The organism is Candidatus Saccharibacteria bacterium oral taxon 488 (genome assembly GCA_013099195.1).
Lineage (GTDB): Bacteria > Patescibacteriota > Saccharimonadia > Saccharimonadales > Saccharimonadaceae > Nanosynbacter.
Map to the genome: position 1 here is coordinate 512742 of CP039999.1, position 12735 is coordinate 525476.

The following is a 12735-nucleotide window of genomic DNA, read 5'->3' on the forward strand; positions in this document are numbered from 1 at the left end:
TAAATCCTCCGTTTTAAGCGGAGGATTTTTATATTAGACGGGACTTAGTCTTCCTGCGTTGGCCGATCAATTAATTCTGGCTGCGTTTGATGATCACCACCAGCGATTCGCACCACGTCTTTATCAATCTTACCCAGCTCTTTGTACGAATTATTATAGTGCCCAACTGTAGTACTGAGACTCTTGCCCATCTTGGTCATCAGCTCATCAAACTTTTTGATATGCACGCCCAGCTGACCGACACGCACCTGAATATCCTTGGCCTGCTCTTCAATCTGTAGGCTCCGCAGCCCCTGCAGCACCGTCTGTAAATACGCCAAAAAGCTAGTCGGACTGACGATGATCACCCGCTTGTCACGAAAGGCATATTCGATCAAATCGCGGCTCGAACCGCCCGCACCAACATTATTGATGAGCAGGTCATAATACAGCGACTCACTGGGGATAAACATAAAGGCAAAGTCCATGGTGTTCTCACGCGGCCGAATGTACTTGCTGGTTTCATCAATGCGCCCCTTCAGGTCAGCCTTCACCTTATTCAGCCACAGCTCGCGCTCAGCTTTAGTCTCGGCGTTGATCATCCGGTTATAATTTTCCAGGCTAAATTTACTGTCCACCGGCAAAATCTGCCCCTTGTCCAGAAAAATCACCGCATCAACAATCTCGCCATCCTTGAAACGGTATTGCATCTGGAACTGCTTGGCTGGCAGCACGTTATCTAGTACGCTTTCCAGGTAAAACTCGCCGAATACGCCGCGCTGCTTCGGGTTTTGCAAGACGTTCTGCAGAGTTTTTAGGTCAGTCGCCACGTCGACCACCCGTTTGTTCGTTTCGTCTAGCTTGGCCAGCCGCTGCGTCACGTCGGCCACCAATTTGGCACTTTCCGACAGCTGCTTCTGGACCGAGGTTTGTACCTGAGTGTTGCTGCGCTCTAATTTATCGCTGACTGATTCATTGAGCTTGGCGATAGTTCGCCCCAGCTCCACCACGTCAGTTTTGATGAGCTCGACCGATGGCTGCTGTTTTAGCTCGCTTAGTTTCGACTGCAGCATAAATAACGTCAGACCCAAGCCCATAACAATAATAACCAAGAGAATAATGATAATAATTTCCATACTCTTAGTGTACAGGGATTACAGAGACAAGACAACTCGTGCCAGCAGGACGAATATAGCCAAAAAGATAATCGCCGCCACGTTGCCACGGATCCGGTTCAGCCACATCGCGGTTGCGTATACGAAGCCAAATGCTATGGTCGTCACTATTAGCGACAACCACCATGCATCGGTAGCCGAGACGCCAACGCCCCACAATGCGCCAACCGCAGCGAGCACTACGAGCAGCGGTCGCCGGACTCGATTGAGCGCGATAATCGGCACAATGATAATGCTCACTAATACCAGTGCGATGTAGGCGCCAATCTGCCCACTACTCGCACACATTGATGGATCAGCCGCTGGCCCACAAATAATCTGCTTTATAATAAAGCGGTCAAGCGCCAAAGCAATTAGCCACGTCACGACACCGCCAACCATACCACTAATGACAACTCGCCAGAATACCGCTGGCGTCACAGGAAACATATAGTCTGATTCTTCCTCGTGAAAAACTTTCTCAAACCACTTCACAATAGGTACAACTATAGCAGTAATTTGATAAAACCGCAACCCTATTTTGCAGTGCGCGACGCCTGCCGTAATGGCATGTACCAGAATATGCCCACCCAGGCAATAATGAGCCCACCGGCCACATCAAGCGGCGTATGCACTAATGCCACCACACGACCTATGCCAACCAATAAAGTCATTACCAAACAGGCCACGGCCCCCCCTCGACACTTCGCGCCGAACCACACCGCCAACGTGATGGCCATAGTGAACAGGGCGTGATCGGACGGGAAGCCCGGATTATCCAAAAACGAGGCGCCGGCGCTCACACCCGCTAGTTCAAACGGACGGAGACCTGATGGCTGATATAGCAACCCGATAATTTTTGCTGCGACGAACGCCGTCAGCCCCGCCATTAACACTCGTGTATACACTTGATGGCGCCGATCTCGCGGTACGTGTCGGATGAGCGTATACATCCCGATCAACACCACCGGGATCACCAGCCCGTCGGCAATAATTTTCACCATCCATGAGATATCCATAAGCCCCATTATACCCTGCTGGGCGTCGGCGTCAAACCCTGGAAATCAGCTTGCTCGCTTGCACCACTTCATCATCCGTAGTATAATTAAATACGCATTGGGGATTCGCCAAGTGGTAAGGCACCGGGTTCTGGTCCCGGCATTCGGGGGTTCGAATCCCTCATCCCCAGCCAAGAAAAAGGATTGACACTTCGTCAATCTTTTTTCTTGCGCTTTGGTTTGACATGATCTTTGCGGGCAGTCGACCTCTCTCGAGATTTTACCGTGGTTGTCGCACCCTGACCAAAACCACTTGCCCATATCGCCAAAATCCACACGCCAGCCAGGAGCAGGAGCGACCAGCTGCCACCCGGTAGATCAAATGTCGCCCCAAATATCATTGATACTCCGTGATAAAATGCCATACCCTCCAGCAATGTCAATAGCAGTAGCGCCACGACGCCCATCACGGCACTGACCTTTCTCAATCTAGCTGATATATCCATGGCAAGTAAGAACGGCAGCGCCCCAACCTCTGTAACAACGAGAATAATGGCGCACACGACCGCCATCACGCCCGGCATTCCAGCTAGCATTGCTGGGAACTTGTCAAACGAAAATAGCTGGCTCAAGACGATAACGAGAATGTATCCGGCAACGATTAACCGTATAATTTGCACAACTGACATTGGTCGTTTGGTCGATGTCTTCTTCATAGGTACAGTATACCGCCCTACCCCAAAAAGCTCAAGCTTGTTGTATTATTTACCAAAGCGCTTGCTTTTTTGATAAAAAACACGTACAGTAGCAACAAGCGAACGATACAAAAACAAACACTACTGACGTTTCTTTCGCTCTACGACATCCACCACAACAAAATACCGTTACGGAGATGTAGCGGTATTTTCCGTTGTTGGATAAATCACAACGCTATATATAGCGTATACGTGCTATAGTAACAATATGAAAGAATATCGTGAGTCGAGAGGGTTTGTTGAGTTTGGTCCAAAAAATACCGCACCCGTACCATTATCTGCCATTAACGAAATTGAGCAGATTCGTAAAACCTATGATCCAGGGGCAATCACTGAACTCGCGACTTCAATCGTTCACGAGGAAGATGGTAATACTTGGTTCGATATGTACAATCCTCTCCTAGCCGCCTGCCTCACGCCAGAAGAGGCGGAGCAATACCTCAAGGAACACGCTGCATTTCATGAAGGATCTCAATCAATTGATAGTCTCACGCCGGACCATGACGGTAACTACATCATCCTAATCTCTGGGCATCGTCGTAAACGCGCTATCGAGCAGTTACTGAGCCAACATGATATTGCGCCGGAGTGCACCCTAGTAAATGTCAATCTTCGCCGTGGCATTACCTTTGAGGAAGCGCTCGTTGCTCAAGTGCGCGAGAATACGCACGAGAAAGTGTCACCCATTGAAACCGCCAAATATATTGAGCAACTATATATCTACCTCCGAGACAAAGAAGGGGCACAGCCGACCTACAGGCGACTGTCTATGATGACCGGGATTAGTGAAGGCATTATTAGTACTGCGCTACGATTTCAGCGCCTACCGGAAAGCATCCGACTACTTGCCACCACTCATGGCGATATCCTCCCCTACTCAACCCTTGTAAGGCTCGAGCCACTAATGCGCAAACGAGGCGAGCTGTATGATAAGCTACTCTCGCTCGGGCAAACCATGGACGGAGAAGATCGTAAGACCTATGTCGAGAATCACCTGCATATTGCGGCAAACAAGATTGTTAAATTACGCCTCGGCGCCGAGAAACGCATTCACTTCATTCAACAACAAATTAGTGATATAGAACTACAAATTATCAATGCTCAGCCTTGCTTTGATCTCATAGCACCTACTAGTTCAGGAGAACAGCGACATGTTTCAAATACCCGTCTCGGTGGTGCTGCCATATCAGCCCTGCACCACGCTTATGGAGGCAACCCAGGGAATATGCCACCCGAACAGCTAGCTGAACTCAAGGAACTCGTCGCAAAAGCTGAGGCATTGGCTACCCCTATAGCTAGCGCCTGTCAACAGGAGTCGCTACTACTATCTGCCTAATCAACAGCCGCCTTTTGTGACTGCTGTTCGCGCCACTCGGCGATCTTGCCGTGGTGCCCGCTCAGTAGTACTTCCGGTACTCGTAGGCCATTAAATATCTCTGGCCGAGTGTACTGCGGATACTCGAGCGTCTCGCCGTCCGAGAAGCTCTCGATCTCCGCTGACGTTTCACCGCCCAGTACACCTGGCAGCAGCCGTACGATTGAATCAATAATGGTCATCGCCGGCAGCTCGCCACCAGTCAGCACAAAATCACCGATACTCCACTGCTCATCAACCAATTTCATAATGCGCTCGTCAACGCCCTCATATCGCCCGCAGATGATAATGAGCCCCCGGCCATCATCCGCCGCCGTGCGCGCCATCGCCTGCCGCCAGCGCCGACCACGCGGGCTCATTAGGACAACCTTTGCGCTCTCGTCACGCGACCTCGCAAATTCCACCGCCCGCCACAGTGGCTCGATCATTAGTAGCATCCCATCGCCGCCGCCATATGGCGTATCATCGACTTGCCGACGTGGCCCTAGACCAAATTCACGCAGATTCACCGTCTCAAGCGAAACGATACCGTCTTTTTGCGCCTTCCACATCATTGAATTTTCAAACACCCCAGAGAACATTTCGGGGAACAGGGTAATGACTTGAAATTTTCGCATATCCCTCATTATACCGCGCCCACATAAAAACCACCAAAAAACCGCCCTTTAGCTAGGCGGTTTTTTAGCACAAATAAGGCTCTCAATGGTTACCCATTGCTCGCATAGAGCTGTTCTCGCATATTGTCTGTGCTTGAACTAGTTATGATTATATATCAAGGTCGTCTAGTTCTGCAAGCTCTTTTCGAGCATTTTCTGCATAAGAAGAGCCATTTTCCACAGTTTCATCTGTTGAGTTGTCCACAGAGTCACTATCTGAAGCGGTAGTCGCAGCTTGCTTAGCACCTGTAAAGCCGTCATTGTTGACAATCTTTAGGTTGTAGCGCGCATCGTTTTTTGTCCCCAATGCCCTGAGCAGCGTCCGCAGACTTTGCGCTGTACCGCCACGCTTGCCAATGACCCGACCGAGATCCTCGGGGTTAACCGTCAGCGTGAGCAATACTCCCTTTTCGTCAATCAAACGCTCGACGACGACATCCTCTGGATGCCCAACCAGCGCCTTTACTACGTATTCTACAAATTGCTGATCTATCGTTGACATACTGCCCCTCCTTGGAATTAACTGTACTCCTAGTATAGCATAGGCGATTTGCCGAGGGCAACTATGGCAATTGGCACTTTTTGGCGCAGTGGGCGGTAATGTTCGCTTTGTGCTCAGCCTCAGTCTTGGCGAAATAAGTTACGTTATCGTCGCCGCTCAAGAAATAAAGGTAATCCTCCTGGGCTGGATCGGCCACAGCATTCAGTGCCGCGAGACCAGGAGCGGCAATTGGCCCAGGTGGCAGCCCCTTATGAATACGCGTATTGTACGGTGAATTAAGCGTGTGCGAGCGAGCGACGCCAGCCTTGTCGGCGGCATAATGGTACGTCACATCTGACCCGAGCGGTATATCCTTTTTCAGGCGATTATAAAATACGCTAGCGATCCGCCGCATGTCCTCGCAGGTCGCTTTACCCGGGCAGCCAATTGACTCGCGCTGAACAATCGAAGCCAGCGTCAACCCTTGATACAGCGACAGCCCTCGAGCTGCAAATTTCTTTTCGAGATTATTCTCGGTTACCACCCGATCTAGCTCACTGATGGCCCGCTGCAAAGCTTGCTGGGCGGTGGCGTCTGATGGCAAGAAGTACGTATCTCCATAGATATAACCCTCGAGATCGGCGGTCGCTGGCTTACTTTTTAGCACCGCACCGGTATAAGTAGCAGCAAGGGCGTCTGTAATCTGCTCATCACTGTAGCCAGCGCGCTTGAGAGCACTAGCGACGTCAGTTTTTTGAGCGGCGGGTGTTGAAGTTTTATCACGCAATGTTGCCCCCGGATAAAACAGCACCGAACGCCGATCGGGCTTACCGCTGAGTAGATGATCAAGCACTGATGCTACATCCTGATCTTGTGTAAAGCTATACACGCCTTTATTGAACGTACCGGTGACATTATTTAACTTGAGGTAAATCGTCATCGCAAAGGCACTGCGAATGATTTTTTTATCTTCAAGTTTCTTGGCGATGACCTGTGCTGTGTCACCGCTAGCAATCTCGACACTAATTTTTTGCCGCGCTGCTGCATCGACCGGACGAAGCATTTGCTTGTACCAAATGACACTGCCAAGCAGCACCACGCCCGCTACCGCAACAATTGCTGATACGATAATGAGCCATAACCGCCGTTTTTTGATCTTCATTTTCTTCATCCATGCACCTCCAAATAATCTTGTAGTATGATACTCGCCGCCTCGGCATCGATATCGCCTTTATCTTTGATCTTGCCAGCTAGGCGCTGTTCGGCTTGAACACTAGTTAGTGATTCATCCTGATAAGCAATCTCGGCATCAATGTCCAGCTGACCCAGGCGTCTGACAAAATCGACCACGAACTCTGTTTGCTGCGTTGGCTCACCGGACTGATTACGCGGATAGCCAACTACCACCAGCGAGATATCGTGCCGCAGCATAATCTCTGCCAGCTCCTCCATGACCCGCTCGTCATTAGCCACCCAACCAAACGGCACCGCGATCCGCACCTGTGAATCGGCCATAGCTAAACCGATCCGTTTCTCGCCCACATCTAGCGCTAGGAAGTTTTTAGCTTTCATTGAGCTTGAATTCGATGTTTATTCGTTTGGTATCATTTGGTACGGTGCGTACCCAGAACGGAGAGAATTTCACATCAACATTCTCGATACCTTTGATGGCTTCGAGCGCCGACTGGATGTCGCCATAACTTTTACCGCGTGACTGCTCCTTAACCTTTTCTTCATCAATGGTCGGACCGACGACGGCATTGGCGGTGATGTGAGTAATGAAGTTACCGCCTTGACCGCTAAACTGTGCGAACTTTGCGCTATCGACACCATCTTTATAGATTTTTTGCGACTGCTTGCCCTCTAGCTCCTTGTTAGCGATTGCCTTCAAATACGTACTTAGCTCGGCCTTTTCGATACCAACCATCGAGGCGGTCACCACTGTTTTAAGCGTCACTGCACTGGCTGCCTCACTGTCAACAGCGACGCTTGGAGCTGGTGTGCTACGCTGCTCTTGGTAGCTTTCTTTGATAATGACAGTCGACCCGCCGAATGATTGTTCAACCTTAGCACGGAGAGAATCGGCTTTTTTCTCGTTCAATAGGTCGCCAGCACGCTTGATATCGTCGCTACTGACCACTGTCACTTCGCGGCTGGTACCGCCCGAGGTTTCACCGACAAGGGCAGCGCTGACCCCTGATGGCATCCCCGATACCGAGCCACTCTCACCGTTATATTCCGCTCCGATATTCGCGGCTGTCACCATGACGGTTGAGCCCGAAGCATTAGAACGGCTAAATGTCACTGCACTATCGGTCGTAAAGGTCATCCCGCCGCTTGTACGAATCGAAGTGCCGGCCGGAACAGTCTTATCGAGCAGGCTGATCGAGTCGGTCGCGATACGCAACTTACCCTTAGCCCGCTCACCGACTTTCTTCTTGCCGGTCGCCGAAAACTCAACGGATAGTTCTACTTTTTGCTCCTGCTGGCGCGCTTTAATCACGTCAGCGGTCGGGTCAGTCACCCCATCAGTCTTGAGCGTTACTTTCTTATTTACCGTCACGGTTGTTGTCTTGGCCGTGATAATTACTCGCGCATGCGGCGCAAACCAAATCGCCCATACCAAAAATCCAATAAGTAGCAGCGCACCGCCGCCAATCAGCAGAAACTTTTTACGAAATAGATTAAAGTTCGGGACTTTTGGCGCTGTCTTGCTCTTGTTGGCGTTATCCGCCGGTTTTGAGGTCTCGTCGTCTTGTTTTTTGGATGAATCAGCGATGGCCGAATCAATCGCTTTATCCGTTTCATCAACAGGTTGCGCGCTCTTTTCTAGCTCGCCGACTGGCAGCTCGCGCCCATCGATGACGTCATTTTCGTCGTCCACCTTCAGTACCGGCACCTCGGCCATTTCTGGCTTGCTCTGGAGCGTCTTGGCCACTGGAATTTTGGCCGCCGCCGCTAAGCCAGACAGAATCGTATCACCGGTAATCAGCACGACTCGCTTATCAACCGACGCGGCCGTCCGAGCGATCAGCCGCATATTAACCGCACTACGCAACACACCAACTCGCTTTGGCGGCACCAGTGCGATAATCCGTTCTTTCGACGCCTTTATCTTACCAACAATGGCGGTGATATCATCTTCGACGTCAATGTAAATAACATCTTTATTCATCTATATTTTAAGTAATCGGTTAACTTTATCCATCAAGCCATGAGCGTCTTGATTACTTACCATTGTATCATATCCAACCCGCAGCAGGCCCATCACCGTGATAAATGTGTGATCCGTGATATCACCAGTCGTATCAGTGATACCGATGACATCAGAGGGCTTGATATGCTGAATGGTTGGCTTTTTCGTAAACGGCAGCTCCTTGTACCATGGCTGATTGGCGAGTGCATCAACCAGCTGCTGCAAGCTCGCGCCACCGCCACACAGCAAAATTCGGTTCGGCAAATGATCAACGCTGTCAAAATCACCGAGTGCCAGCTCAACACCCGACAGCCATACCTCAAGTGTTTTATCAATTGCCTCGTCAAGTTTGCGCTTGAGGGTTGGTTTGATGTAACCATTATCAGTATTTACCTTCAACTTTTCCGCCTCTTTATAACCCAGATCAAGGTCCGTCGCAATCATCCGCGTAAAGCTCCGCCCACCGATGCCGAACATCTTGGTGCCCTCAACGCCGCCGTCATTGACGACCGCAATGTCAGTCGTGCCACCACCGCAGTCGATCAAGATCGCCGTAAAATTAGAATTCGCATCTGTACCGAGCACACTTCGGCTGACTGCAAACGGTTCGGCCGCCACGGCGATTAGCTCCAGCGCTAACTCGTCGGCCACCTTTTCCAGCGCTCCGATATGCACCATTGGTGCAAATGCCGTATAAATCTGTACCGCGACGTCCCGCCCCTGAAAACCGATCGGGTTTGACACCTTGTAGCCATCAATATGAATGCTGACCAGTGCTGAATTAACCAGCTTTACCTCGACGTCCTCGTTGCCAGTTTCCAGTGCAATCTGCGCCTGCGCCTTGCCCTGTGCTCGTTCCTGTACCTTCTCAATGATGAATTCCATCTCGGCAACATCCAGTGGTTTATCGGGCTGCGGCCGGCGATAGCGAATGGTGTTGGTCACGCCCTTGACCAGCTCACCGGCAATACCGATGATCACCCGCTTGGCCTGAACACCGGCCTTATCCTCAGCCTCGGTCAGTGCCGCCTCGCAATTGGTCACCACACCAGCGATATCAGCGATCGCGCCTTGGTGCATGTCGCCCAGATTCTGCTGCGCCCGACCAACTCCGATGATCTCGATATCATCATCCTTGATCTCGGCGATCAGCGCCTTAATATACTCCGTACCGATGTCGAGACCGACCAGGTACTGGTGTTCATCTTTGTCTGTCTTCTTGAAAAGCCTATCTAACACCATAGTCTTTATGATTATATACCATTTGGGTGTGGATTGGCTAGTTTTGACAAAATATTATTTAGTTGTATAATACATATTATGTATTCTGCATTCCGTCATGATGGTGACACTTTATCATACACTGCGTCACGCAAACTGTCCGCCGAGCAGCGTGATACCTTAAAACGTGAAATTATCGGATTACATGCTGATACTGTTAACAATACCTGTACACCCAGTGCTGTACACATCACAGGCACATATCGCGAAAAGGATACGATACTGCACCTAGCTGCTCTGAGAGAACTTATCGCCAGCGGCCTAGCCTTTGCCGCTGACCTTGAGCTACGGGAAGGTCAATTCGGAAGACGGCTCGTTCGGCCAAAGCATACACCAACCTGGACAGGCCTCCTTAGTAATGAAGATATCGTGGCCGCCCTTGGCGGAGTCGACTCCATCCGCACAAGCGAATACTATACAAACCCCACACGTAAGGTTAGTGACAACACCATGTGGCAGTTGCTTGATGAAATCCCCATGATAGAGAAAGATCGTCTTACTCGTTTTTGTAGTGAATTTTTTGAACCAGCTGTTGGGCTTGGAATGACCGATGTGGTCGCGATTGATGCTATATATAAAAAGACGCGGTCAAAATCCACCTCAAAACCACGCACCAAAGAGCGATATGTACTGCGCAATAGTAAAATTCTACGGGAAGTCGGACAGCAAGCAATCAAAGATACCCTCACCGTTGTCGTAAACCCGTATACCGGTGTAGTTGATGCCCAGACAATAATTAGTCCATCAACGACGCACGGACACCTTCTCCAGACTAATCCAGACACAATAACTGATCGCGCAGTTCAAGCCTGCAAACGGCTCAGCGAGACAATTCGTACAGAGAACGACCCGTTTGCTATATTGGAGCAGCTTGATAGATAACGCCTTTAGCCCACGATATCCTACCTCTATACAAAACTACAATCAAGAAGCGTCTGCAGCGCCCTCACTAAGAACAGCCTTAATCCGCCGAATCCCAGCAGCACTCGCCTCTTCTTTAGTGATGGTGAAGCGCTTACCGCCCTCAGCCAAGACGCCAGTGTGTTCGACGTGTGGGCCGCCGCAAACTTCGAAACTAACGACATTATCGCCCTCGCCGATAGAATAAACTTTCACTTCATCACCGTAGCGCTCGCCAAAGGCGCCGATTGCGCCCATATTCAGCGCCTCGTCAGTCGGATAGACGGCAAAGCTGACTGGTAAATCAGCGTCGATCCAAGCATTGACTTGATCTTCTACTGCCTGTTTTTCCTCTGGCGTCAATTTATCGTGATTGAAATCAAAGCGTAGGCGCTCAGCAGTGATATTGCTGCCGTGCTGTTGCAAATCCGGTGCATCGAGGACTTTGCGTAGCGCTGCTCCCAACAAGTGCGTCGCCGTATGATATTTCAAATGAATCGGATCGTGACCCTCCAGGCCGCCGCTAAATTGCCCCTTGCGTGCTGTCTTGGAGCGTTGGCGCTGCTCAGCCATTCGCGCATCAAATTCAGCGCGCCAATTATCAGAAAGCTTGATGCCTTGTTTATAGGCCTCCTCGGTACTCAGCTCCACCGGAAAGCCAAACGTATCATATAGCGTAAATAGCTCTTCGCCAGTTAAGCCATCGTCGATATAATGCTGCATCTGCTTTAAGCCTTTGCGCAGCGTTTGGCGGAAGGCTTTTTCTTCCTTGACCAGCACAGCGATGATACTCTCGCGGTTTTCCTTAACCTCTGGGAAATCTGCTTCATACAAATCAGCAATCACCGGCACGATTTCCTCGAGGAAATTCTGCTCAATTCCCAGATCGAAACTATAGCGAATCGCCCGGCGCAGTAAGCGGCGCATCACATAACCCTGCTCCTTATTGCTCGGCACGCAGCCATCGACCGCCATAAAGGTAGCAGCCCTCAGATGATCAGCGATCACCCGCATACTTTCGGTATGTGAAGCGTACTGTTTGCCGCTCAAATCCTGCAATTTCTCGATGATTGGCCATAGCAAGCTAATCTTGAAAACGTCCGGGTCGTTATTAGCCGCTGCCGCAATTCGCTCCAGGCCTGAGCCATGATCAATGTTTGGCTTTTCTAGTGGCTCAAACACACCGTCCGCCACCTTTTTGTAAGCCATAAAGACATTGTTGCCAATCTCCATAAAACGACCACAATCGCAGTTCGGATGACAATACTCGCCAAACTTCGGATCATGCTCGATAAAGTCAAACTCATAAAACATCTCGCTATCCGGCCCACACGGATCACCAATCGGCGTAGTTTCCGGCCCACCATTACGACTCCACCAGTTCTTGCTGCTATCATAAAAGAAAATCCGCTCACCCGGATGAATACCGCGCGCTGCGCCCTGCTCCTCGCTACCAATATCGGCTAGTCCAGCCTCGATGCCTTTTTCGACAAACTTCTGCTGCCATAACTCGGCCGCTTCAGTATCCCTGGCGATATTATATTCCGGCGCACCAATGAAACATGTCACGTATAGCCGCTGCGGGTCAAGCCCAATTTCTTCGGTCAAGAACGTCCACATCCAATTGATCTGCTCTTGTTTGAAATAATCACCCAAGCTCCAGTTGCCGAGCATTTCAAAAAACGTGGTGTGGCGGTTATCACCGATATCATCAATATCTTGTGCCCTCAAGCACGTCTGCGAATCAGCGATCCGCTTGCCTTCGGGATGCGGTTCACCCAGCAGGTATGGGATCATCGGCTGCATGCCCGCACCGGTAAATAGCGTTGTTGGATCGTCAGTTAGAATCAGCGGCGCGCGCTTGATGACTGCGTGAGCCTGTTTGCTGTAAAAGTCGAGATATTTGAGGCGAATTTCTTGAGCGTTCATAGGAGCAATTATAGCACAAATCGCCTCAGAC

13 protein-coding genes and 1 tRNA gene are annotated in these 12735 nt (G+C 50.4%); 3 read left to right on the top strand and 11 right to left on the bottom strand.

The features are described 5' to 3' along the window. Positions 1-44: 44 nt before the first annotated feature. The 3 genes from FBF28_02710 to FBF28_02720 are packed head-to-tail and all read right to left on the bottom strand — an operon-like array spanning position 45 to position 2161. Positions 45-1115: a DNA recombination protein RmuC gene (locus FBF28_02710; protein QJU08463.1), complete on the bottom strand. Its 1071-nt coding sequence runs from the start codon at positions 1113-1115 to the stop codon at positions 45-47. A gap of 18 nt (positions 1116-1133) precedes the next feature. After that, the gene (locus tag FBF28_02715) at positions 1134-1628 is read right to left on the bottom strand and encodes a hypothetical protein (GenBank protein QJU08464.1); all 495 of its coding nucleotides are present in this window, start codon (positions 1626-1628) and stop codon (positions 1134-1136) included. 41 nt (positions 1629-1669) lie between these two features. Beyond that, positions 1670-2161 carry a phosphatase PAP2 family protein gene (locus tag FBF28_02720; GenBank protein QJU08465.1) on the bottom strand — a complete coding sequence of 164 codons (492 nt, stop codon included), beginning with the start codon at positions 2159-2161 and terminating at the stop codon, positions 1670-1672. A gap of 89 nt (positions 2162-2250) precedes the next feature. On the opposite strand from FBF28_02720, the gene FBF28_02725 reads away from it, so the two are divergent. Further along, positions 2251-2325 (top strand) — tRNA-Gln (locus FBF28_02725). Positions 2326-2346: 21 nt separating this feature from the next. On the opposite strand, the gene FBF28_02730 is transcribed toward FBF28_02725, so the two are convergent. Next, positions 2347-2847 carry a hypothetical protein gene (locus tag FBF28_02730; protein QJU08466.1) on the bottom strand — a complete coding sequence of 167 codons (501 nt, stop codon included), beginning with the start codon at positions 2845-2847 and terminating at the stop codon, positions 2347-2349. Between the two features lie 247 nt (positions 2848-3094). Here FBF28_02730 and FBF28_02735 point away from each other — a divergent pair, with 247 nt between their 5' ends. Beyond that, positions 3095-4222, top strand: a complete 1128-nt coding sequence (locus tag FBF28_02735) for a hypothetical protein (protein ID QJU08467.1) — start codon at positions 3095-3097, stop codon at positions 4220-4222. Here FBF28_02735 and trmD read toward each other — a convergent pair. The 6 genes from trmD to FBF28_02765 all read right to left on the bottom strand — a co-directional run bounded on the left by trmD (position 4219) and on the right by FBF28_02765 (position 9836). Next, entirely contained in the window at positions 4219-4890 is a 672-nt protein-coding gene (gene trmD, locus FBF28_02740; protein QJU08468.1) for a tRNA (guanosine(37)-N1)-methyltransferase TrmD, read from the bottom strand. The two genes, FBF28_02735 and trmD, sit on opposite strands and share 4 nt — an antisense overlap. A 136-nt stretch (positions 4891-5026) precedes the next feature. After that, a complete protein-coding gene (locus FBF28_02745) occupies positions 5027-5419 on the bottom strand; it encodes a KH domain-containing protein (GenBank protein QJU08469.1) in 393 nt (130 codons plus the stop codon). A gap of 61 nt (positions 5420-5480) precedes the next feature. Next, positions 5481-6569 carry an endolytic transglycosylase MltG gene (mltG, locus tag FBF28_02750; GenBank protein ID QJU08470.1) on the bottom strand — a complete coding sequence of 363 codons (1089 nt, stop codon included), beginning with the start codon at positions 6567-6569 and terminating at the stop codon, positions 5481-5483. Then, complete coding sequence (gene ruvX / locus FBF28_02755) at positions 6566-6970, bottom strand: Holliday junction resolvase RuvX (protein ID QJU08471.1); 405 nt, start codon at positions 6968-6970, stop codon at positions 6566-6568. The genes mltG and ruvX overlap by 4 nt, the downstream gene beginning before the upstream one ends. Continuing rightward, positions 6960-8573, bottom strand: coding sequence for a hypothetical protein (locus tag FBF28_02760; GenBank protein ID QJU08472.1), 1614 nt, complete (start codon positions 8571-8573; stop codon positions 6960-6962). The genes ruvX and FBF28_02760 overlap by 11 nt, the downstream gene beginning before the upstream one ends. Continuing rightward, positions 8574-9836, bottom strand: coding sequence for a hypothetical protein (locus FBF28_02765; GenBank protein ID QJU08473.1), 1263 nt, complete (start codon positions 9834-9836; stop codon positions 8574-8576). It lies immediately after the preceding gene. A 78-nt stretch (positions 9837-9914) separates the two neighbouring features. Here FBF28_02765 and FBF28_02770 point away from each other — a divergent pair, with 78 nt between their 5' ends. Continuing rightward, positions 9915-10757 carry a hypothetical protein gene (locus FBF28_02770; GenBank protein QJU08474.1) on the top strand — a complete coding sequence of 281 codons (843 nt, stop codon included), beginning with the start codon at positions 9915-9917 and terminating at the stop codon, positions 10755-10757. 42 nt (positions 10758-10799) lie between these two features. On the opposite strand, the gene FBF28_02775 is transcribed toward FBF28_02770, so the two are convergent. After that, positions 10800-12704 carry an alanine--tRNA ligase gene (locus FBF28_02775; GenBank protein ID QJU08475.1) on the bottom strand — a complete coding sequence of 635 codons (1905 nt, stop codon included), beginning with the start codon at positions 12702-12704 and terminating at the stop codon, positions 10800-10802. Between the last annotated feature and the right edge of the window lie 31 nt (positions 12705-12735).

Excerpts from the sequence above, each read along its gene's own strand:
- FBF28_02775 (QJU08475.1), bottom strand. The coding sequence starts at position 12,704 with ATGAACGCTCAAGAAATTCGCCTCAAATATCTCGACTTTTACAGCAAA.
- FBF28_02745 (QJU08469.1), bottom strand. The coding sequence starts at position 5,419 with ATGTCAACGATAGATCAGCAATTTGTAGAATACGTAGTAAAGGCGCTG.
- FBF28_02710 (QJU08463.1), bottom strand. The coding sequence starts at position 1,115 with ATGGAAATTATTATCATTATTCTCTTGGTTATTATTGTTATGGGCTTG.
- FBF28_02760 (QJU08472.1), bottom strand. The coding sequence starts at position 8,573 with ATGAATAAAGATGTTATTTACATTGACGTCGAAGATGATATCACCGCC.
- FBF28_02730 (QJU08466.1), bottom strand. The coding sequence starts at position 2,847 with ATGAAGAAGACATCGACCAAACGACCAATGTCAGTTGTGCAAATTATA.
- mltG (QJU08470.1), bottom strand. The coding sequence starts at position 6,569 with ATGAAGAAAATGAAGATCAAAAAACGGCGGTTATGGCTCATTATCGTA.
- FBF28_02770 (QJU08474.1), top strand. The coding sequence starts at position 9,915 with ATGTATTCTGCATTCCGTCATGATGGTGACACTTTATCATACACTGCG.
- FBF28_02720 (QJU08465.1), bottom strand. The coding sequence starts at position 2,161 with ATGGGGCTTATGGATATCTCATGGATGGTGAAAATTATTGCCGACGGG.
- FBF28_02765 (QJU08473.1), bottom strand. The coding sequence starts at position 9,836 with ATGGTGTTAGATAGGCTTTTCAAGAAGACAGACAAAGATGAACACCAG.
- FBF28_02735 (QJU08467.1), top strand. The coding sequence starts at position 3,095 with ATGAAAGAATATCGTGAGTCGAGAGGGTTTGTTGAGTTTGGTCCAAAA.
- ruvX (QJU08471.1), bottom strand. The coding sequence starts at position 6,970 with ATGAAAGCTAAAAACTTCCTAGCGCTAGATGTGGGCGAGAAACGGATC.